This window comes from Lysinibacillus sp. FJAT-14222, from assembly GCF_001278875.1.
In the GTDB taxonomy this organism is placed as follows: Bacteria; Bacillota; Bacilli; order Bacillales_A; family Planococcaceae; genus Lysinibacillus; species Lysinibacillus agricola.
This window is the reverse complement of record NZ_LIYL01000050.1, coordinates 148,512-169,169: the sequence shown is the minus strand read 5'-3', so window position 1 is coordinate 169,169 and position 20,658 is coordinate 148,512. Positions and strand designations below refer to the sequence as shown.

Here is a 20,658-nt window from a genome sequence, read left to right as displayed (position 1 = left end):
TTTTTGTAGCGAAAGCAAAGCGCCAGTTACAGATGTTTTTTGTAGCGAAAGCAAAGCGCCAGTTACAGATGTTTTTTGTAGCGAAAGTAAAGCGCCAGTTACAGATGTTTTTTGTAACGAAGGCAAATCGTCAGCTACAAATGTTTTATGTAGCGAAAGTGCAACGTCAGCTACAGAAGACTCCCACCTCAAAATTCAGCGAAAGCAAAGAAGTTAGTTGGGAGATGAACTGCCTATAAAAGCTCGATTGGTGAATAATCAGTGGGGGATGAAGAAAACCTCCACTGATTAAAGTGAGGGCATTGAAAAAGTCGATTTGCCACAAAGAATTGTGATGCAAATCGACTTTTTTGAGTTTCTAAATCCAACAAAAGAAGAATTTCTTTAGTTTTTCAGTGCCCTTGATTAAAGTTTCACTCTATTTTTTTATAAGCTTATGAATAATCAAGCCGATAAGCGCGCCGATAATTGCAGGTACAAGCCATCCTAGACTTTGCTCGTAAAATGGTAAAGCTTTTAATATGCTCTCGTATGGCGCAATTTTAATATTCATTTCCTTCAAACCATCATACAAACTTACAAAGAATGTTGGAATTAATGCTAAAATATAAACAATTTGTCCACCTTTAAAGAAGTTATCGACAAGCGACAATACCATTAACACCATTGCAAGTGGATAGATAATTAATAATACAGGCAGTGATGCACTAATAATTGTGGAAAGACCAATGTTCGTAATGGCCATGCTTAAAATAGTGAAAATGACTATAAATGTTTTATACGAGATTCTTGGAAATAGCTTGTTAAAAAACTGAGCATTAGCATTTAATAAACCTACAGCAGTAGATATACAAGCTAGTAAAATTGTAACAGATAGGATAATACTCCCGAGTTTACCGAAAAGCACTTCAGCTGATTTTGCAATAATAATACCGCCATTATCAGAAATGCCAATCGCATCAATACTAGTGTTACCAATATGGCCAAGTGAGATGTAGACAAATGATAAGCCAATAGCGGCAACAATTCCCGCGAAAATCGTCGTTTTTACTTGCTTTTTAGTATCTGACATCCCCATGCCGCGCAACGCTTGTAAAATAACGATACCGAAAACGAGTGCGCTCAGTACATCCATTGTTAAGTAGCCTTGAACAAAGCCTTCAGAAAAAGGTGATACAGTGTATTTACCTATTGCTGTCCCAGGTTCACCCATTGGAGAAACAAAGCTTTTAACAGCTAATAATAAAATAACGAGCAATAGAACAGGTGTTAAAATTTTCCCCACGCGATCTATAAGCTTTGTAGGATTAATAGCTAGGCATAGTATTAAGGCAAAAAACAATATAGAAGTAATGAAAAGTGGTGCCCAATGATCAGCTGCTGCCTCTGGAAGAAATGGTGCAATCCCAATTTCATAGGACACAGAGCCTGTACGAGGTACTGCAAAAAATGGTCCAATCGCTAAATAAACGATGGATGTAAAAATAACACCAAAGATAGGGCCGACACGATTCGCAAGTAATTGTAGGTCGCCACCCGCTTTCGCAACAGCAACGATTGCTAATAAAGGTAAACCAACACCTGTTATTAAGAAACCAATCATTGCTGGCGTAATATACTCACCAGCTTGTTGACCTAATAATGGTGGGAAGATAATATTTCCAGCACCTAAAAACAGAGCAAACAAAAGTAAACCTACTGCTAAATTCTCTTTGATGAAAAGCATTATGTTTTTCATAAAAATTAAAAACTCCTTTAAGATTGAAAAGATAAAACTTTCTAAAAATTTTAAATACAGAAGTGTATGTTATCATATGACTACTAATCTTGCAATTAATAATCTATTGTAATTCGTCGGAATCTGTCGTATTCAATAAGATTAATAAATTGTTTGAAAAATAGTCAGTTTTTCCGATATATGATTACTAAAATATCTAGTATGATAGAAGACACACAAGGAAATATTCTAGCACGAACGGAGGAAATTTGATATGAAAAAGACAAAAAAATTGAGAATCCTTGCTTTAAGCACTATTGCTACTTCATTTTTAGCACTACAGACCGCAGAAGCAGCGACCTATACCGTACAAAAAGGAGATACTTTATCTAAAATCGCCCAAAACCATCAAGTAACAATACAAGACATAAAAAGTTGGAACAATTTAATGAATGATACGATTTATGTAGCGCAAAAACTTGAGATTTCAAAACAATCTACTAATGAAACAGTAAAACCTTCAAATCCATCAACAACAAAACCAACAACTCCATCAAAGCCAACAAATGTTTCCTATACAGTAGTTAAAGGTGATACATTATCAAAAATTGCTAAGCAATATAATGTGACACAAAAGGAAATTAAAGATTGGAATGGACTTACGGCAGACACTATTTTCATTGGACAGGTATTAAAATTAACTTCAGTAGCTACAATACCTGACGGCGAAACAATACATAATGGCGGAACTTCAGGTGCGGGAACACCATCAGTAAATTCTAATGATCCTTCAGCTAATGGACAAGCTATTTATAAGAAAACGATAGAAGTAGCTAATACATTAGTCGGAACGCCGTATCTTTATGGTGGTAACACACCAGAAGGCCTTGATTGCAGTGGCTTTATCTACTATGCCTTTAATCAGGGTGGCTTAAAAATAGGAAGAGACAGTAGCGAAGGATATTTTTATGGTAAAACAACACAAGTTAAAAATCCGGTAGCGGGAGATTTAGTATTTTTCGAGAATACGTATAAAGCTGGAATATCTCATATGGGTATTTATCTTGGTAATAATAAATTTATCCATGCAGGTTCAAATGGTGTTGAAATCTCGGATGTTACGTACTCTTACTGGTCTACAAAATTAGTAGCTTATAAACGATTCGACGCTGTGAAATAAAATAAAAGCGATTTTTGCATATACGCAGAAATCGCTTTTTTTTATGGAAGGGAGGCGAATACCCGCGGAAAAGAAGTGAATACCCGCGGAAGAGAATCGAATACCCGCGGAAGGGAAGCAAATACCCGCGGAAGAGAGGTGAATACCCGCGGAAGAGAAGCGAATACCCGCGGAAGGGAAGCGAATACCCGCGGAAGAGAAGCGAATACCCGCGGAAGGGAGGTGAATACCCGCGGAAGAGAATCGAATACCCGCGGAAGGTAAGAATACCCGCGGAAGAGAAGCGAATACCCGCGGAAGAGAAGCGAATACCCGCGGAAGAGAAGCTTCACGTATCACCGATAGAAATCATCAAATGAAAAAATCCCTTCTTTCTATGAAAAAGAAGGGATTTCGATATTTTATTGTGTTACGCGTGCTGTCCAACGAGAAAGATCTGCATCTTTTGCGTCAACAAGCTCTGCAGGGAAGACAAATGTCCAAGGCTTCGTTGAGTTTGGTTGTACAGTTAATACTGGATCCATTGTAAATGAACCGTTAGCAATTTGTTTACCTGTTGCATCTACAATTTCTAGCGGTAATTGTTCTAGATTAATAGCTTTATTGTGTCCGTTACGGATGAAAATCGATACATTTAGATTGCCATTATCAGCCAGCTTTGCTTGTAAGCCAGTGAAGTTTACTTCAGTTTCACCTAACTTTGGTAAAGTATCGACGATTTTGGCTAGCTCTTCTTTTTGAGCTGCAGGTAATTGTTTTTCCCATGATGGATCTAATTCTAATTGATGACCACGAAGGGAAACAAGATTGAAGGCAATTTTCCAACCATCTTCAGGGACTTCATCTACTTTAATTGTAGATTTTTCAAATTCGAACACCCATGGGCGAGCGCTTTCTGCTGGAATTGTGCCAAGTGCTTTAAAATCGAATTTTTTAGATGCTACAAGCTCGTCATTTTTATCCATAATGAAAAGTTCAATTTCACCTAGCTCGATTGCTTGTGGTAAGGATGAGCGGAAAAATGCACGAACAAGCCATTTACGTTTGTTTTCTTCAATACTAATAGAAGAAAGAGATAATTGATTTGGTTTCAATGGTTCTAGCTCATTTGAAAGGAAGTTGAAAATGTATTTTTGCTCCTGTGGTACATCCCAATCTGGATGGAATGAAAGCTTTGTCTCAACATCACGATTGTCGCCTGAATTCGTTGTAGCGTTTCCTAGTAAGTCTTTTGAGTCAATTGTGTTTTCTTGAACGATTTTGTCCGATTTTTTAAAGAATGAAAATAAGCCCATTATTGTTCCTCCTGTTGTGCCTCAATTGTTTTCATGAAGCCAGTAATCTCTATAATAATAGAACGACGTAATTCTTGGAAATTCTTACCGAATAACTCAAGTCCTTCACGTTGGTAAATTCGCATTGGATCTTCTTGTTGGTAATGACGTAAACCAATACCTTCTTTTAAATGAGCCATTACTTCCAAGTGTTTCACCCAGCCACTATCTATGTAACTAAGCATGATTTGTGGAAGAACTTCTATTACTTGTTCATTTTCTGCGAATTTCTCTATATGATTGAGCAGTTCTTGTTCTGAAGGTTGAACGTCAGCTAAAATTTGTTTTACTTTGCCCACTTCTCGGTCAATTGTGACAGACGTAATGAAAAGTGAGTTAAGTGAACTCTCCATTTGATCATAATTCCATTCAATAGAATTAACTTCTTCCGGTGCAGCGTCGAGAACAGCAAACTCAACCGTTTCACGAAGCATTTTTTTTAGCTCGTCCATTAAGTCTTTACCAGCTAAGATTTTGTCACGTAGACCATAAATAACTGTACGTTGGTCATTGATAACATCGTCTAATTTTAGGTTGTATTCACGCATACCGTATTGGGAGCCCTCAACAATTCGTTGTGTACGGTTAATGAGTTCTTGAGCATCTTTATTTTGAATAATGCCTTCTTCATTGACAACCATTTTTGCTGAGAATTTTTCAACTTCTTCTTTTGCGTAACGGCGGAACATATCATCTTCAATAGAGAGAATGAAGCGGCTTTCACCTACGTCACCTTGACGGCCTGAACGACCACGAAGCTGATTATCTACACGGCGGCTTTCATGCTTTTCGGTACCGATGACATATAGACCTCCAAGTGCATGAACTTCTTCGCCTAATACGATATCTGTACCACGACCAGCCATATTGGTAGCTACCGTAATACGACCTTTTTGACCTGCTTGAGAAATAAGCTCAACCTCTTGTTCCACTGTTTTAGCGTTTAGCAATTGGAATTTTAAGCCTTCTTTTTTCAAGCAATCGGCAACTGTTTCAGATTGCAGTATGGACGTTGTCCCAACTAAGACAGGTTGTCCCTTTTCGTGACGACGTTTAGTTTCAGCTGCTACATACTTATATTTATCTTCTTGTTTGTTAAAAATAATATCGGGCTGATCGACACGTTGACGTGGACGATTGGTTGGAATTTGAATAACTTCCATGCCGTACACTTCTCGAATTTCTTTTTCCTGTGTTTTCGCAGTACCCGTCATCCCAGAAAGCTTCGGATACATACGGAAATAGTTCTGAATTGTAATTTGTGCCTGTGCTTTATTTTCGTCGGTAATCGTTACATTTTCTTTTGCTTCAATCGCTTGATGTAAGCCATTTGATAGTGAACGACCTTCTAAAATACGACCTGTGAACATATCAACAAGCTCGATTTTGTCATCCTTTACGATGTAATCAACATCACGTTCAAACATGACATGAGCACGAACAGCTTGGATAACATAATGGAAAAGTGATTGGTGCTCTAAGTCATACAGATTATCTATATTGAATGCAGCCTCAACTTTTTCAATACCTTTATCTGTTAGGGAAGTAGCTTTTGTTTCATCATCAAAATCATAATCTTCATCTACTTTGAAGCGTTTAGCTAACATAGATGAGATGCGATGTAATTCATCGTTAGATGGCATTTTACCAGCGATAATCAGTGGTGTTTTTGCCTCATCGATTAGTACACTATCTACTTCATCAATAATGGCGAAGTGATAAGGACGCTGTACTTTATCAGCTAAGCTGTATGCCATATTATCACGCAAGTAATCGAAACCGAATTCAGTCCCAACACCATATGTAATATCTGCATTATAGGCTTCCTTTTTCTCGTCTGCCTCCATCATTGGTAAATTTAAACCAACTGTTAAGCCAAGGAAACGATGAATCTGTCCAACGAGCTCATAGTCACGTTTAGCTAGGTAATCATTGACAGTAATAACATGGACACCTTTGCCTTCTAATGCACGTACATATGAGGGAAGGGAAGCAACAAGCGTTTTACCTTCACCTGTAGGCATTTCAGCGATATTGCCTTCAGTTAAAACAAGACCACCAATAAGCTGTACATCAAAATGACGCATTCCTAATACACGTTTTGAGGCTTCGCGTACAACAGCAAATGCGTCTGGGATGATGGATGCAATAGACTCATCTTGTTGTAAGCGATCTTTGAAAATAAAAGTCATTTCTCGTAATTCCGCATCTGACTTATTGACATATTTTTCTTCAAGATTATTAATTTGTTCTACTATTTTATAGTAGCGTTTCAATTGACGAGCACTCGTTTGCTCTTTATTACTTTTGAAAATTGAGAACATGTAATATACGCTCCTTTAAAGTTGTCTAAATGCTAGACACTACATTATTCTATCAAATTTTACGAATGGTGACTACATTTGACCCTATAGCATTCTATCAATAGGAAAAGGTGAGAAATATTTGTGAAATGGTGGAAAATGTTTAGAAAAAGTATATTTCAATGCTTGTTCATGCTATAATCAATTTGGATTCCAATGAAGATTATTTTATGAGGAGGAGAGACATGCTTTATGTGTCTTTAATAGCAGCATTCGTTGCTTCCATATTGTTAACTCCACTAGTTAAACGATTAGCGTTCAGAATAGGTGCTGTAGATGCACCAAACTATCGAAAAGTACATGCACGAATTATGCCAAGACTTGGCGGATTGGCGATTTTCCTTGCGTTTTTAATAGCTGTGGCTATATTTTATCCAATTTTGATACACAATGAAAATGGTAGTGAGTTTTTACTATCAATTATAATTGGTGCTTGTATTATCGTAGCAACAGGTGTCATAGATGATATGCGTGAAATTTCCGCAAAGGCAAAATTGGTTGGTCAGCTTGCTGCGGCACTTATCGTTATCTTTGTAGGTGGCATTCAAATTGAAATGGTTAATTTACCATTTGTAGGTGAATTAAATTTTGGATTACTAAGTATCCCTTTAACAATTCTTTGGATTGTTGGTATTACAAATGCCATTAATTTAATCGATGGCTTAGATGGTCTCGCTGCCGGTGTTTCAACGATTGCCCTTATTACTTTAGCAGTCATGGCATTTATTCTGAGCAATATGTTCGTTTTAGCAATCGCATCCATTTTAGCAGCAGCGACATTTGGATTTTTATTTTACAATTTCCACCCAGCGAAAATCTTTATGGGAGATACAGGAGCCTTATTCCTTGGCTTTATGATATCAGTGCTCGCATTGCTTGGATTTAAAAATATTACGTTCGTGGCATTAATTATCCCAGTTATTATATTAGGTGTGCCAATTTCTGATACATTCTTTGCGATTGTTCGTCGTGTACGCATGAAGAAAAAATGGTCTGATCCAGATAAATCACACTTACATCACCGTTTACTGGATATGGGCTTCACACATCGTCAAACAGTACTCATTATTTATGCGATTGCAATGATGTTTGGAATAGCAGCGATCATTTTCTCTATGGCAAAAGTATGGGGTGCGATTTTACTCGTAGCTGTCATATTAACTGCCATTGAAATTTTTGTTGAAATTATCGGACTCGCTGGTAAAAACTACAAGCCGTTATTGAATTTTGTTCGGATATTCAAGTAAATAATAATGCGAAAGCAATCATACATTTTTGTGTGATTGCTTTTTTGTCGACGCTTTTAGAACGACTTTGAAGGAATACCCGCGGAAGGGAAGCGAATACCCGCGGAAGAGAAGTGAATACCCGCGGAAGGGAAGCGAATACCCACGGAAGAGAATTTGAATACCCACGGAAGAGAATTTGAATACCCGCGGAAGAGAAGCGAATACCCGCGGAAGAGAAGTGAATATCCGTGGAATAGAAGCGAATACCCGCGGAAGAGAAGCGAATACCCGCGAAAGGGAAGCAAATACCCGCGGAAGGGAAGCAAATACCCGCGGAAGGGAAGCAAATACCCGCGGAAGGAAAGAGAATACCCGCGGAAGGGAAGTGAATACCCGCGGAAGAGAAGTGAATACCCGCGGAGGAAGCGAATACCCGCGGAAGAGAAGTGAATACCCGCGGAGGAAGCAAATACCCGCGGAAGAGAGGCGAATACCCGCGGAAGAGAAGCGAATACCCGCGGAAGAGAAGCGAATACCCGCGGAAGAGAAGCGAATACCCGCGGAAGAGAAGCGAATACCCGCGGAAGAGAAGCGAATACTCGCGGAAGGAAGAGGAATACCCGCGGAAGAGAAGAATACCCGCGGAAGGGAAGCGAATACCCGCGGAAGGGAAGCGAATACCCGCGAAAAGGAAGCGAATACTCGCGGAAGAGAAGAATACCCGCGGAAGAGAAGCCAATACCCGCGGAAGAGAAGCAAATACCCGCGGAAGAGAAGCCAATACCCGCGGAAGAGAAGTGAATACCCGCGGAAGAGAAGTGAATACCCGCGGAAGAAAAGCAAATACCCACGGAAGAGAATTTGAATACCCGCGGAAGAGAAGCGAATACCCGCGGAAGAGAAGCGAATACCCGCGGAAGAGAAGCGAATAGCCGCGGAAGAGAAGAATACCCGCGGAAGAGAAGCGAATACCCGCGAAAAGGAAGCGAATACCCGCGGAAGAGAAGAATACCCGCGGAAAGGAAGCGAATACCCGCGGAAGAGAAGTGAATACCCGCGGAAGAGAAGCGAATACCCGCGGAAGAGAAGCAAATACCCGCGGAAGAGAAGCGAATACCCGCGGAAGGAAGAGGAATACCCGCGGATTCATATAAATTATATAGCGAAAGCAACTTTCGATATGATTCCATAAAAAAAGCCTTTCCACGAATTGAAGTGGAAAGGCTATAAGATTTATTGGGCTGGTTCACTCACCGAAGATTCTTCACTTGCAGCGCTGTCAGTATTGTTATTTGTGAGGCTTGATGAAGTTTCATCTAATAAGTCAAGGTGGTTTTTCAAAATTTCTTCTACTTCATTAACAGACTCTTGATTTAATTGATAATAATATATACCAGTAGACATATCATCTGTGCCATCTAATGTTAAAGTGTCAATGCGTGGTACACCTTTTGTTAAATAAGACAAGAAGGATTTCATTTCAGTAAATGTCATATCCGTCTTCATATTATCACCAAGTGCCTTAATTACATCATCGTATTTTGTTATAGAACTAACAGAAGCAGCTTTATTGATAATAGCTGTAAGAATTTCTTGTTGACGCTTACCACGCTCAATATCATTATCTTGTTTACGTGTTCTTGCGAGTGCAAGTGCTTGACTACCGTTTAAATGCTGTAAACCTGGCTCCAAATTGATTGTAAACTTGTCGAATTCGTCTAACTCATGTAAAGCATAAGGTACTTCAGCTTCAATGCCACCTAATGCATCAACCACGTCAATAAAAGCATTGAAGTTCATGCGTACATAATAGTCAATTGGGATATCTAATAATTCTTCAACTGTGTCGATTGTTGCCAGTGTGCCACCTAAAGCATGTGCATGGGTAATTTTATCTTTATATTCTACTTTAGGAATATAAACGTATGAATCACGAGGAATGCTTAGCATTTTAATTGTATGCGTTTTATTATTTAATGTAGCTAAAACCAGTGCATCGGAACGCGAATGATCCGAACCTTGCCCACGATCATCACTATCATCAACACCGACAAATAAGATAGATACATTATCTTTTATCGGCTCTACTTTATTGTCGCGAAGTGTAGAAATGTCTCGGCCTTCTAATTCTTCATGTGCTGAGTTTGCTGCATGTTCTACTTGTTTAGTAAGATAAACACCATAAGCAGTTACACAAATTGCCAAACTAGCAATGAGAAGTAGGGAAATTTTTATAATTAAGGAAGCTTTAGAAGACCTCTTTTTGTACTTATTAGTAGCTTTATTTTTCATTTATATTCTCCTCTAAGTTATGGGGATAATAATACGATTAAACTGAATTTTATTCAAATACAAGTAGTAATATGCTGTTGATAAAATAGTATTTAACATTAAAATTATACTATGCATATTTAGTTTCGACAATTAAAACTATTTATTTCACAACAAATTCGATAAATTGCGCATCCTCAAATGTAATGTTTGCTTGTCCGTTTGTCATTTCGGTTACCCAATTTTGGAACTGTTCTTCTTCCTCTTTTAGCACAGATACAATGATTTCGACGCCTTCCAAGTAGCGAATTTCTTCTAATGTATACGAAGAACCTCGAATTTCATTTTCAACTTTGCCAAGCCATGTGTAATCAACGGCTATTTTCATAAAATGATGAAGCTTGCGTTCAACTACTTGTGCAGCAAGTAAACCTTCAGTTGTCGCTTTTCCGTATGCACGAATAAGACCGCCACCGCCAAGCTTAATGCCACCAAAGTAGCGTGTGACGACAACGACCGTATCCTTTAAGCCTTGTTTCTTTAAGACTTCTAACATAGGGACGCCTGCTGTGCCACTAGGTTCCCCGTCATCGTTTGCTTTTTGAATATGATCATGCTCTCCAATAATATAGGCTGAGCAATTGTGCGTCGCGTTATGATGCATTTTTTTTATGCGTTCAATAAAAGAAATTGCATCCTCTTCCGTTTCTGCACGTTCTATATAAGTGAGAAAACGAGATTTAGAAATAACAATTTCGCTTTCTCCGTATCCTTTTACTGTTAAATAGTTTTCTCTCATCGGTATCAATCTCCTTTAAAGTAGAGTTCTATTCTATAATTTTCATTAAGAAAAAGCATTAATTTTTAGCAGGGTGATGCTATAATAGGTGTAGACTATGGAATATATGAAATTGGTCTATTAAAATGGTAAGTAATCATAAGACATTAGACTGGGGAGTACACTATGTTTTCAAATGATACCTTCGATTTAAAGTCGCTTGATGACATATTTAATCGAATGTTAGATACAATCATGAGCTCAAAGGATGATATCTTTATTATAAGTGAACAAAGCAGAAGAAACTTCGAAGATATGCAAAATGAGCTAGAAATTGTTCGAAAACAAGTTTCAATTGTTATTGATGAAGGCGATGCTTTAGAAAAAAGTACACAGCTTGCTAAACAAAGACTTGTGTTAGTAAGTAAAGCTTTTGATAATTATACCGAAGAACAAGTCAGAGAAGCATATGAAACTGCACATGATTTTCAAGTGAAGCTCTCCGTTATTAGAACACAAGAAAAGCAGCTACGTGATAAAAGAGATGATCTAGAGAGAAGATTAAGAGGATTGCTCGATACGATTGAACGTGCAGATCATATTGTCAATCAAGTAAATGTCGTTTTGAATTACTTAACTTCAGATTTAAGAAATGTTGGTTTAGCACTAGAACAAGCAAAAATGAAACAAGATTTTGGTATACGAATTATCGCAGCACAAGAAGAAGAGCGGAAACGTTTATCTAGGGAAATTCATGATGGACCTGCTCAGATGCTGGCAAATGTACTAATGCGCACTGATTTAATAGATAGAACGTATCGTGAGAAGGGCATTGAATATGCTTTGGCTGAAATTGCTGATTTAAAGAAAACGGTGCGTAATGCATTATCAGAGGTGCGACGTATTATCTATGATTTAAGACCAATGGCACTTGATGATTTGGGAATCGTTCCGACATTAAAAAAGTACTTATCGACAGTGACTGAATATAACCCTGGTGTTGAAGTTCATTTCCAATCGAGAAGTACCGAAAAGCGTATACCTTCAAACTATGAAGTATCTATTTTCCGACTAGTGCAGGAGTGTGTAACAAATGCCATGAAGCACGGGAATTGTAAGGATATTTGGGTGAAACTTGAGTGGTTGAACAATGCCGTAAATATCGTTGTAAAGGATGATGGCAAAGGTTTCGATCCACAGGTAGTTAAAGATCATTCCTTTGGGATTTTAGGAATGAAAGAACGTATCGAAATTTTGGATGGTACAATCTCCATTACTAGTGAGATAAATCGAGGTACGACGGTTTTATTTAAAATTCCGTTAGAAGTAGAGTGAAGCAATTGTTGCAGAAATTTAGGGGGTAAAGACAAATGACGAAGATTATTATTGTAGACGATCACCAGCTATTCCGCGAAGGAGTAAAACGTATTTTAGATTTTGAAGATACGTTCGATGTAGTAGCAGAAGGTGATGATGGTACAGATGTGGTTACTTTATATGCTGAAAATCAACCAGATGTTGTACTAATGGATATTAATATGCCGGGTAAAAATGGAGTAGAGGCTACGGCAGAGCTAATTAGTGAATTCCCAGACGCAAAGGTTATTATGCTATCCATTCATGATGATGAAACATATGTAACACATGCGCTAAAATCTGGATCACTTGGCTATATGCTAAAAGAGATGGATGCTGACGAAATTGTTGAAGCCATTAAAGTAGTCGCGAATGGTGGATCTTATCTACATCCTAAAGTAACTAAAAATCTAGTAGCAGAATTCCGTCGTCTATCTGAGCATGAAAATAAAGGAAACTTCCATCAAACAGAAATTCGTCGCCCGTTCCATTTATTAACAAAGCGTGAATGTGAAGTATTACAATTATTAACAGACGGTCAATCTAACCGTACGATTGGCGAGACACTGTTTATTTCTGAAAAAACAGTTAAAAACCACGTTTCAAGCATTTTACAAAAAATGAATGTAAACGACCGTACACAAGCTGTTGTTACAGCCATCAAAAATGGCTGGGTTGAAGTACGATAATTGCATAGCATTGAATTAAGAGCTGTTTTTAAAGGCTACTATATTATTAGTAGTTTTTAAAGCAGTTTTTTTATGGCTGAACACCTCTGGAAAGAACAACCCTCGTTAGATAAAAATGGATCATCACAAAAGTGAAGCGTCTCATCGGACACGCCCAGTCGGAACGGAAATCAACTACACGATATGGTGATGAGTCACAAAAATGGAGCACTCCTATGGGTAACGGATCTTTGTTAAAAGTGTAGCAATTTAAGTTGTGCAACATTTTAAAAACATGGACGTCTTAAGAAAGATGTAGCACCTAAATATTGAAAATGTACAACAAAATTCATACGACGGGATTTATATGCTACAATATGCGCGGGAGGTTTTTTGATGTTAAAGAAAAGTATTCTAGCAGTTCTTACCTTATTAGTGTTAACTGCCTGTAGTAATAAAAAAGATGAGATAAGTACGGAAGATCGTGCAAAAGTGATTGAAGATGGAACTGTTGGTTTTGAAATGGTTGGCGGTAATGTAGAAAAAGCTACGAATGTACCAGCAGCAGAAGAAAAAGCCATTTTAGCGTCTTTCGATGAGTATATTGCTGCGTTAAATGCAGAAGATATCAATCGTTATATGCAATCAATATCGAAGAATCCAAGAGGCTTTAAGTATGATGAAGAGAAGACTTATGCAGCCGAGGTATTCGACCAATTTGATAGTAAACGTGAAGTAGAAAATGTAACCATTGCGAAGTATAAGAACGAAGAAGCGGAGGTCTTTGCCAATATGACAATGCACGCTCTGCAGGTTGAAACAAACATCGAACATGAAAGTGCGGGGCGTCAAGTAACTGTCTTTGTAAAAGAGGATGGAAGCTGGAAAGTAACGAGCGTCTATTATATTGGAGATGACTCTAAATCAAGCACTGGCCAATAAAAATAAGGAATTTTGAATAAACCTCTAGGGGATTCACACAGCTTCGCCAAGAGGTTATCTTCATTCAGCAGATGTTTTTTGTAGCGAAAGCAAAGCGTCAGCTACAGATGTTTTTTGTAGCGAAAGCAAAGCGTCAGCTACAGATGTTTTTTTGTAGCGAAAGTGAAACGTCAGCTACAGATGTTTTTTGTAGCGAAAGTGAAACGTCAGCTACAGAAGACTCCCACCTCTGAAGGTGGTAAGATGAATGCGGATGAGGTTCCTTTTCAGTGGGTGTCCAAACACCTACTGAATGAAGATAATGCCTCCGGCGGATGTCACGGATTTTGAAAGGAATGAATTGTGCGGGCACAATTCAAAATCCGGACGCATTGTTTATCTGTGCGAAAGCGAAGCGACAGCAACAATTACGCCAAGGCGAAATTGATTATACATAGAAAATGAATGTGAAATGAATGCTAGAGAAACTGGACAAGAAGTTGAACAATCTAGCAGAAGTCTGGAATGATGAAAGAGTGAATTGTACTTACTCCTATTCGAAATTCGGACGAAATTACGCAATGTCGTAATTCATTTCACATTCATTATTTTTTATCTTCATTCAGTAGGTACCTACTGAAATAGAGGAACTCAGTCTAAGAACGCCACGTCCTGTGGCAATGACTGAGTGACCAACGTCGTGTTGGCCTAAAGCCTCCGGACAACATTTTTTATCTGTGCGAAAGCGAAGCGACAGCAACAATTGCGCCGAGGCGCAATTGAATGTAAACTATGTAGAATAGGAGAGTGGACATGGATGAGGACAGCAATCGTAACAGATAGTACTGCATATATTACGGCTGAAGAACGAGCACGCTTAAACATTCATATGATTCCGTTAAGTGTAAATATCTCAGGGCAATTATTTGCAGAAGAAGTAGATATCACGGCATCTGAATTTTATGATAAAGTACGCGGGGCAAAAGAATTTCCAAAAACAACGCAGCCCCCAATCGGAGAATTTGTCTCTCTCTTTGAAGAGCTGGCAAAAGAGCATGATGAAGTAATTTCTATTCATTTATCAAGTGGAATCAGTGGAACATATCAAGGCGCCGTTCAAGCAGGCGAAATGGTGGAAGGCGTTGATGTGTACGCTTTTGATAGTGAAATATCCTGTGCGGTACAGGGTTTTTATGCTATACGAGCAGCTGAAATGGCGGCTCAGGGCTTTTCTGCAAAAGAAATATTCGCTACATTGGCGGACATGCAGCAGTCTATTCGTGCTTACTTCATTGTAGATGACTTAGCGCACTTACAGCGTGGGGGACGTTTGTCTTCAGCAGCAGCATTAATTGGCGGCTTATTACAAGTAAAGCCTGTACTTCATTTTGTGGACAAGGTCATTGTACCTTTTGAAAAAATTCGTACGCGTAAAAAAGCATTAAAGCGTGCGGAGGAGCTACTGGCTGAGGATGCTAAAAAATATGAAGCGATGGATGCGGTTGTGATCCACGCCAATTGCCAGGCTGAAGCAGAAGAATGGCTAGCACAACTAGCAGCAACCTACCCGAACGTTAACTTTAAATTGAGCTATTTCGGTCCCGTTATCGGCACACACTTAGGTGAAGGCTCAATGGGACTAGGCTGGACAAAAAAATAAACTTAGGTAAGACAGTCTCTACAGCAAATTTGTAGGGGCTGTTTTTTTATTTTGTATCGCCGGAAGAAGTAAGAGAGTCGCTGGTAAGCCCATGAACATCGCCGATAAACATACAAACATCACCAATAAAAAAATCACAGGAAGGAGCAAAGCAATGAAATACAAAGGTTGGTTGTTGCCACCAGCATTACGAGACTTTCATGAAGGTCGTATTTGGTTAAAGGAGCATACCCCATTTTCAAAGGAAGATATCGAGAAATCGATCCACCATAAATACTTCCATATAATAGAAGGAATTCAAAAAGTGCCTCATCTAGAATGCAATCGTTGTCATAATGATGATCCACAGCAATTTACAACGTTTGATTGTTCAAAGTGCCAGCAACAATGTATTTATTGTAGACATTGTCTGAATATGGGCAGAGTGAGTAGCTGCACGCAATTGATAATCTGGATTGGCCCACGCACAATTAGAACAAGGAAGCATTCACTTAAATGGGCAGGTCAATTTACAGTGCTTCAACAGCAGGCAGCAAATGAAATGTTAGAAAGTGTTAAAGTAAAACGTTCCCACCTTACGCATGCAGTGTGTGGGGCAGGAAAAACAGAGCTACTTTTCCTAACTGTTCATTATGCTTTAGAGCAAGGCTTACGGGTATGCATTGCTACGCCTCGTACAGACGTAGTGCTAGAGTTATATCCACGCTTTCAAAAAGTCTTCCCGCAATCGATTATCCATGCTTTATATGGTGGATCACCAAAGCAGGGGGGCTATGGACAGCTTGTGTTGGCTACAACTCATCAGCTTTATCGTTTTGAACGAGCCTTTGATGTCATGATTGTTGATGAGGCTGATGCATTTCCGTATACATTTGACGAAACCTTACAAAGAGCCGTGCAAAAAGCAAAAACAGAGAACGCACCGATATTATTTGTCACAGCAACACCTTCGCAAAAATTACTGACCCAGTATCAAAGTAAAAGCTATTCATTTATCCCGAAGCGCTATCATAATTGTCCATTACCAGTTCCACGATTTATTTCTTTATGGAGCTATGAAAAAAGCTTAAAACGAGGAAAAATTCCACGAAAGCTGAAACAATGGACGGAGGAGCGTCTTGCACAAAAAGAGCCCTTTCTATTATTTTTCCCGAAAGTAGAATTAATGAAAATAGCAACGCCTCTTTTTCAGCTATTAGATGCAAGCATTATGGCGGTTCATGCTGAAGATCCTGATCGTAAAGAAAAAGTGCTTAAACTACGTCATGAAGAAGTTCCTGGTTTACTCACAACAACCATTTTAGAAAGAGGGATTACGATAAAGAATGTGCAGGTTGCTGTTATAGGGGCAGAATCGACAATTTTTACTTCCAGTGCACTTATACAAATTGCAGGGCGAGTTGGGCGGAATGCTAATTTTGCAGATGGAGACGTTGTATTTTTTCATCATGGCATAACAGTTGAAATGGATGATGCGCGTATAAAAATCCTTTATTACAATAAGAAAGGATTTCCGCAATGAATAAAATTGAAACACGTTGCTTATTATGCTCACGTCCTTTGCAATCAGCAATTTCATGGAAAATACTTTTAACAAAACAATTTCAGTCAACCATCTGTGATAAGTGTTCGGCTCGATTTGAACATTCCCCGGCTGCAACTGCACTTTACCAATATAACGACGCTATGAAGGATTATTTGCATCAATATAAATTTCTTCAGGATGTCGCCCTTGCCAAAGTATTTCGGCAGGAGCTACATGCACGATTCAAAAATGAAAAAGCAACCATTATATTGATTCCAATGCATCCCCTTAAGCAAAAGGAACGTACCTTCTCACATATGGAGGAGCTATTAAAGGCTGCCGATATTCCCTTTACGCAACTTTTAGAAAAGACGACTACAGAAACGCAAAGTTCTAAAAATAGAGAACAGCGAATACAAGTAGCTCCTCTTTTTCGTCTGATGACTGGTGCGCATGTAGAGCATAAAGAATATCTTCTTTTTGACGATATAAAAACTACAGGAACTACTTTGCGGCACGCCAGCGAGATTTTATTAAATGCAGGTGCCCGAAATGTTCGATGCTTTACGCTAATTAATGGATGAAAATGCTAATGCATTGTGTATAATAGATTATGAGTATATAAGATTCGTATAGTGTTGTTAGTTATGCCAAGAGGAGGAAAAACAGATGGCAGAGGTTCGTAATTGTCCAAAATGTAATGAGTTTTTTAATTATACAGGGGTCAGAGAAGTATGTCATAAATGTGCTCAATCTGAAGAGGACTTATATCAAATCGTTTATCGCTTTTTACGTAAACGTGAAAACCGTGCTGCGACAGTAGAACGTATTGTTGAAGCAACTGGAGCTGAAGAGGAGTTATTGTATAAATGGGTACGCAAGGGGCGCTTACAGACTGCGATGTTCCCTAATCTTGGGTATCCATGTGATAACTGTGGTCACCTAACGACAACAGGCAAGCTTTGTACAAAATGTCAGGATGAATTGAAGTCGGAGCTGCGCACATTCGAAGCGGCGAAGGAGTTCCGCGAAAGTGTGGCAGAACGTGATCGTGTGACATATCACGCAGATCGAAAACGTTAAAGGCATAAAGTGTGTTAATTTTAAACAAAATTAGCACACTTTTTTATGTTTAGAAACTTAACATTATGTGAGACAATCCGAAATAATAGGAAGATAAGCTTTTTAGGATGGGGGTTAAAAAATGAAAATTACAACTTATGGCATTAATGCAGTAAACGCCTATAAAAATAAGGTGCACAATGTAAAATCAGGCACAAACAAGGCATCTTTCGCCGATAAAATCGAAATTTCAAAGGCTGCACAGGAGATGCAAGGAGTTTCAACATATAGCACAGAGCGTGCAGAACGCGTACAACAATTAAAAGAAGATATTGATTCTGGAGAATACAAAGTCGACGCTCGCAAAGTTGCAGAAGATATGCTGAAATATTATCGTTTCTAAGGAATATCAGAGAGGGTGCTTAGCAATATGTCTGTAGAAGCAATTTGTTCTACACTAACAAAGCTAGAAAGAATGCATAAAAGCTTACTTGAACTAGCCAATAAAAAAACTGAAATCATCACAGCTGGCGATATCGAAGCACTGGACAAAATGCTCAAGGATGAGCAGGCACATGTAGCGGCCATCGATAAGCTCGAGCAACAGCGTCAGAAACAGGTAACGGAATACCTTGGAGCAAAAGGATTTGCTTCAACTGACAAAATGACTGTCGCTGATGTCATCGAGGCTGCTGAACAACAGTCTGAAAAAGAAGCACTATCAGCAGTTCGCAATCGATTAATGCAAATCATCAATGACTTAAAAAAACAAAACGATTTAAATCAAAAACTAGTGTTCCAATCACTACAATTTGTCAATCTCACATTAGGTGCACTACAACCTCAGACCGAGCAAATGAACTACTCTGGCAGTGAGGTGCGCGGCACAAATACAATGGCCAAAAAATCATATTTCGATTCGCAAGCATAGTTTCTTGCGCCCATGCAAGAAATTATGCTTGAAATTATAAACGTTAAAAAAGGGAGGAAAAAAAATGCGCTCAACATTTATGGGCTTAGAAGCTAGTAAACGTGGTTTATTTACACAACAAACAGCTTTATATACAACTGGACATAATATTTCCAATGCAAATACATTAGGTTATTCTCGTCAACGAGTAAATATGGAAGCAACGGCAGGTTTCCCAGCTGCAGGCTTAAATCAACCTAACTATCCAGGGCATCTCGGAACTGGGGTTCAAGCAGGATCGATTCAACGTATTCGCGATGAATTTGTTGATCGTCAATTCCGTCAAGAAACAAACAAGCTAGGCTATTGGGAATCACGTTCAAATGCAATTTCTCAAATGGAAGATATAATGGACGAACCATCTCAATATGGTCTTAACGCAGCATTAGAACAGTTCTGGAAAGGGCTTCAAGATGTCAGTACAAACCCAGAAAATACAGCATCTCGTAAAGTAGCAATGCAACGTGCTGAGCACCTAGCTGAATCCTTTAGATATATGGACAAGCAGCTAAAAACAATTCAAGGTAATTTAGGGAACGAAGTTAATGTAGCGACTAATCGTATCAACTCACTCTTAAAGCAAATTGCTGCCATCAATAAACAAGTTCAGGAAGTAGAGCCGAATGGTCATGTACCGAACGATTTATACGATGAACGTGATGTTTTAATCGATGAATTAAACAATTACATACCTGTATCCATTAAACGTGTCGAATCTGGCGGAAATGCTAGTGCTGTGGCAGAAGGAAGCCTGACAGTTGTGTTCAAACCATATGGCACAGATAAAGAAATTGAGCTAGTGAATGGTAAAGATTATGCTACTTTCGAAGTAAATGGTACTGTCGCTAATCCAAGTGGCTCAAAGCAAATTGATGGCACGAACTTGTCCAATATGTTCTCATCTATTCAAGTAAGTGGGCTAGGCTCGACAGAATCAATTGCATATGACGATTTAGAGCCAGGTAAAGGGAAACTATTATCACTAATTGATTCATACGGTTATGATAGTGCAGGTGAGTCTAAAGGTTATTACATTGAAACACTAGCAAGCCTTGATAAACTTGCAGCTGAATTTGCTGAAGCCTTCAATGAAATGCATAAGAAAGGTTATGATTTATCAGGTGATAAAAATGATATAGATTTCTTTACTACGGAAGACGGATCACCGATAACGGCTGGTAATATTAGGGTAAATGATGATTTTTTAAATGATCCTTCTAAATTAGCTGCTTCTTCTGGACCGAATGAAGAAGGAAATGGTAAATGGGCACTTGAACTTGCTAATATTCAATCAAAAGGACAAGCTAGTTTAAATGGTGCAACATTCAACTCGTATTATCAAGGAATGATTGGTAAATTAGGTACTGACGGTGAAGAAGCTTATCGCTTAAACAAAACTTCTGAAACTTTATTAGTAACACTTTCTGGTAATCGTGCCTCAGTAAGTTCAGTATCCCTTGATGAGGAAATGACAAATATGATTACGTTCCAACAAGCATATAATGCCAACGCACGTATGATTACAGTTGTCGATGAAACATTAGACAAAATCATTAACGGCATGGGCCGTGTAGGACTATAAAAAATACTCTAGCATTACGATAGAAAGGGGCTTTTAAAAAAT

24 protein-coding genes are annotated in these 20,658 nt (G+C 38.6%); 19 read left to right on the top strand and 5 right to left on the bottom strand.

Annotation, left to right across the window (positions count from 1 at the left end):
* Positions 1–239, top strand: a 239-nt coding sequence (locus AN161_RS21650) for a hypothetical protein (protein ID WP_347230954.1), incomplete at its 5' end; no start/stop codon positions are given.
* Positions 240–418: 179 nt separating this feature from the next.
* Here AN161_RS21650 and brnQ read toward each other — a convergent pair.
* Positions 419–1,738, bottom strand: coding sequence for a branched-chain amino acid transport system II carrier protein (brnQ, locus tag AN161_RS21645; protein ID WP_053596403.1), 1,320 nt, complete (start codon positions 1,736–1,738; stop codon positions 419–421).
* Between the two features lie 253 nt (positions 1,739–1,991).
* Here brnQ and AN161_RS21640 point away from each other — a divergent pair, with 253 nt between their 5' ends.
* The gene (locus AN161_RS21640) at positions 1,992–2,897 is read left to right on the top strand and encodes a C40 family peptidase (protein ID WP_053596402.1); all 906 of its coding nucleotides are present in this window, start codon (positions 1,992–1,994) and stop codon (positions 2,895–2,897) included.
* Positions 2,898–2,911: 14 nt separating this feature from the next.
* Entirely contained in the window at positions 2,912–3,256 is a 345-nt protein-coding gene (locus tag AN161_RS29090) for a hypothetical protein (protein WP_143114984.1), read from the top strand.
* Positions 3,257–3,298: 42 nt separating this feature from the next.
* On the opposite strand, the gene AN161_RS21635 is transcribed toward AN161_RS29090, so the two are convergent.
* The gene (locus AN161_RS21635) at positions 3,299–4,192 is read right to left on the bottom strand and encodes an accessory Sec system S-layer assembly protein (RefSeq protein ID WP_053596401.1); all 894 of its coding nucleotides are present in this window, start codon (positions 4,190–4,192) and stop codon (positions 3,299–3,301) included.
* Positions 4,192–6,555, bottom strand: coding sequence for an accessory Sec system translocase SecA2 (secA2, locus tag AN161_RS21630; RefSeq protein ID WP_053596400.1), 2,364 nt, complete (start codon positions 6,553–6,555; stop codon positions 4,192–4,194). Before secA2 ends, AN161_RS21635 begins: the two co-directional genes overlap by 1 nt.
* Positions 6,556–6,779: 224 nt before the next feature.
* Between secA2 and AN161_RS21625 the strand changes: the two genes are divergently transcribed.
* The 5 genes from AN161_RS21625 to AN161_RS29075 are packed head-to-tail and all read left to right on the top strand — an operon-like array spanning position 6,780 to position 8,873.
* The gene (locus AN161_RS21625) at positions 6,780–7,841 is read left to right on the top strand and encodes an MraY family glycosyltransferase (RefSeq protein WP_053596399.1); all 1,062 of its coding nucleotides are present in this window, start codon (positions 6,780–6,782) and stop codon (positions 7,839–7,841) included.
* 28 nt (positions 7,842–7,869) lie between these two features.
* The gene (locus AN161_RS31150; RefSeq protein ID WP_277815970.1) at positions 7,870–8,001 is read left to right on the top strand and encodes a hypothetical protein; all 132 of its coding nucleotides are present in this window, start codon (positions 7,870–7,872) and stop codon (positions 7,999–8,001) included.
* Complete coding sequence (locus AN161_RS29085; protein WP_143114981.1) at positions 7,998–8,273, top strand: hypothetical protein; 276 nt, start codon at positions 7,998–8,000, stop codon at positions 8,271–8,273. Before AN161_RS31150 ends, AN161_RS29085 begins: the two co-directional genes overlap by 4 nt.
* Positions 8,270–8,755 (top strand): hypothetical protein, encoded by a 486-nt coding sequence (locus AN161_RS29080; protein WP_143114978.1) that lies wholly within the window; start codon positions 8,270–8,272, stop codon positions 8,753–8,755. The genes AN161_RS29085 and AN161_RS29080 overlap by 4 nt, the downstream gene beginning before the upstream one ends.
* Entirely contained in the window at positions 8,685–8,873 is a 189-nt protein-coding gene (locus AN161_RS29075) for a hypothetical protein (RefSeq protein ID WP_143114975.1), read from the top strand. Before AN161_RS29080 ends, AN161_RS29075 begins: the two co-directional genes overlap by 71 nt.
* A gap of 183 nt (positions 8,874–9,056) precedes the next feature.
* Here the strand turns inward: AN161_RS29075 and AN161_RS21615 are convergent, their stop codons facing one another.
* Together AN161_RS21615 and AN161_RS21610 are read right to left on the bottom strand one after the other, a co-directional pair.
* Positions 9,057–10,115, bottom strand: coding sequence for an LCP family protein (locus AN161_RS21615; RefSeq protein ID WP_053596397.1), 1,059 nt, complete (start codon positions 10,113–10,115; stop codon positions 9,057–9,059).
* Positions 10,116–10,257: 142 nt separating this feature from the next.
* Positions 10,258–10,893 (bottom strand): YigZ family protein, encoded by a 636-nt coding sequence (locus AN161_RS21610; protein WP_053596396.1) that lies wholly within the window; start codon positions 10,891–10,893, stop codon positions 10,258–10,260.
* Between the two features lie 165 nt (positions 10,894–11,058).
* Here AN161_RS21610 and AN161_RS21605 point away from each other — a divergent pair, with 165 nt between their 5' ends.
* The 11 genes from AN161_RS21605 to flgK all read left to right on the top strand — a co-directional run bounded on the left by AN161_RS21605 (position 11,059) and on the right by flgK (position 20,616).
* On the top strand, positions 11,059–12,207 hold the full coding sequence (locus tag AN161_RS21605; protein ID WP_053596395.1) for a sensor histidine kinase: 1,149 nt from the start codon (positions 11,059–11,061) through the stop codon (positions 12,205–12,207).
* Between the two features lie 35 nt (positions 12,208–12,242).
* A complete protein-coding gene (locus AN161_RS21600) occupies positions 12,243–12,917 on the top strand; it encodes a response regulator transcription factor (RefSeq protein WP_053596394.1) in 675 nt (224 codons plus the stop codon).
* A 375-nt stretch (positions 12,918–13,292) separates the two neighbouring features.
* Positions 13,293–13,838, top strand: a complete 546-nt coding sequence (locus AN161_RS21595) for a nuclear transport factor 2 family protein (RefSeq protein WP_053596393.1) — start codon at positions 13,293–13,295, stop codon at positions 13,836–13,838.
* Positions 13,839–13,909: 71 nt separating this feature from the next.
* Positions 13,910–14,071: a hypothetical protein gene (locus tag AN161_RS29920; protein ID WP_158003081.1), complete on the top strand. Its 162-nt coding sequence runs from the start codon at positions 13,910–13,912 to the stop codon at positions 14,069–14,071.
* Between the two features lie 563 nt (positions 14,072–14,634).
* Entirely contained in the window at positions 14,635–15,477 is an 843-nt protein-coding gene (locus tag AN161_RS21590; RefSeq protein WP_053596392.1) for a DegV family protein, read from the top strand.
* A 154-nt stretch (positions 15,478–15,631) separates the two neighbouring features.
* Positions 15,632–16,999, top strand: a complete 1,368-nt coding sequence (locus tag AN161_RS21585; RefSeq protein ID WP_053596391.1) for a DEAD/DEAH box helicase — start codon at positions 15,632–15,634, stop codon at positions 16,997–16,999.
* Entirely contained in the window at positions 16,996–17,586 is a 591-nt protein-coding gene (locus AN161_RS21580; protein ID WP_053596390.1) for a phosphoribosyltransferase family protein, read from the top strand. The genes AN161_RS21585 and AN161_RS21580 overlap by 4 nt, the downstream gene beginning before the upstream one ends.
* Before the next feature lie 85 nt (positions 17,587–17,671).
* Positions 17,672–18,085, top strand: coding sequence for a TIGR03826 family flagellar region protein (locus tag AN161_RS21575; protein WP_053596389.1), 414 nt, complete (start codon positions 17,672–17,674; stop codon positions 18,083–18,085).
* 121 nt (positions 18,086–18,206) lie between these two features.
* A complete protein-coding gene (flgM, locus tag AN161_RS21570; protein ID WP_053596388.1) occupies positions 18,207–18,467 on the top strand; it encodes a flagellar biosynthesis anti-sigma factor FlgM in 261 nt (86 codons plus the stop codon).
* 27 nt (positions 18,468–18,494) lie between these two features.
* Positions 18,495–18,995 (top strand): flagellar protein FlgN, encoded by a 501-nt coding sequence (locus AN161_RS21565; RefSeq protein ID WP_053596387.1) that lies wholly within the window; start codon positions 18,495–18,497, stop codon positions 18,993–18,995.
* Positions 18,996–19,059: 64 nt separating this feature from the next.
* The gene (gene flgK, locus AN161_RS21560; protein ID WP_053596386.1) at positions 19,060–20,616 is read left to right on the top strand and encodes a flagellar hook-associated protein FlgK; all 1,557 of its coding nucleotides are present in this window, start codon (positions 19,060–19,062) and stop codon (positions 20,614–20,616) included.
* The last annotated feature ends 42 nt before the right edge of the window (positions 20,617–20,658 follow it).

Excerpts from the sequence above, each read along its gene's own strand:
- brnQ (WP_053596403.1), bottom strand. The coding sequence starts at position 1,738 with ATGAAAAACATAATGCTTTTCATCAAAGAGAATTTAGCAGTAGGTTTA.
- AN161_RS21600 (WP_053596394.1), top strand. The coding sequence starts at position 12,243 with ATGACGAAGATTATTATTGTAGACGATCACCAGCTATTCCGCGAAGGA.
- AN161_RS21635 (WP_053596401.1), bottom strand. The coding sequence starts at position 4,192 with ATGGGCTTATTTTCATTCTTTAAAAAATCGGACAAAATCGTTCAAGAA.
- AN161_RS21575 (WP_053596389.1), top strand. The coding sequence starts at position 17,672 with ATGGCAGAGGTTCGTAATTGTCCAAAATGTAATGAGTTTTTTAATTAT.
- AN161_RS21585 (WP_053596391.1), top strand. The coding sequence starts at position 15,632 with ATGAAATACAAAGGTTGGTTGTTGCCACCAGCATTACGAGACTTTCAT.
- AN161_RS21605 (WP_053596395.1), top strand. The coding sequence starts at position 11,059 with ATGTTTTCAAATGATACCTTCGATTTAAAGTCGCTTGATGACATATTT.
- AN161_RS21625 (WP_053596399.1), top strand. The coding sequence starts at position 6,780 with ATGCTTTATGTGTCTTTAATAGCAGCATTCGTTGCTTCCATATTGTTA.
- flgK (WP_053596386.1), top strand. The coding sequence starts at position 19,060 with ATGCGCTCAACATTTATGGGCTTAGAAGCTAGTAAACGTGGTTTATTT.
- AN161_RS21565 (WP_053596387.1), top strand. The coding sequence starts at position 18,495 with ATGTCTGTAGAAGCAATTTGTTCTACACTAACAAAGCTAGAAAGAATG.
- AN161_RS21640 (WP_053596402.1), top strand. The coding sequence starts at position 1,992 with ATGAAAAAGACAAAAAAATTGAGAATCCTTGCTTTAAGCACTATTGCT.
- AN161_RS21595 (WP_053596393.1), top strand. The coding sequence starts at position 13,293 with ATGTTAAAGAAAAGTATTCTAGCAGTTCTTACCTTATTAGTGTTAACT.
- secA2 (WP_053596400.1), bottom strand. The coding sequence starts at position 6,555 with ATGTTCTCAATTTTCAAAAGTAATAAAGAGCAAACGAGTGCTCGTCAA.
- flgM (WP_053596388.1), top strand. The coding sequence starts at position 18,207 with ATGAAAATTACAACTTATGGCATTAATGCAGTAAACGCCTATAAAAAT.
- AN161_RS21610 (WP_053596396.1), bottom strand. The coding sequence starts at position 10,893 with ATGAGAGAAAACTATTTAACAGTAAAAGGATACGGAGAAAGCGAAATT.
- AN161_RS21590 (WP_053596392.1), top strand. The coding sequence starts at position 14,635 with ATGAGGACAGCAATCGTAACAGATAGTACTGCATATATTACGGCTGAA.
- AN161_RS21580 (WP_053596390.1), top strand. The coding sequence starts at position 16,996 with ATGAATAAAATTGAAACACGTTGCTTATTATGCTCACGTCCTTTGCAA.
- AN161_RS21615 (WP_053596397.1), bottom strand. The coding sequence starts at position 10,115 with ATGAAAAATAAAGCTACTAATAAGTACAAAAAGAGGTCTTCTAAAGCT.
- AN161_RS29920 (WP_158003081.1), top strand. The coding sequence starts at position 13,910 with ATGTTTTTTGTAGCGAAAGCAAAGCGTCAGCTACAGATGTTTTTTGTA.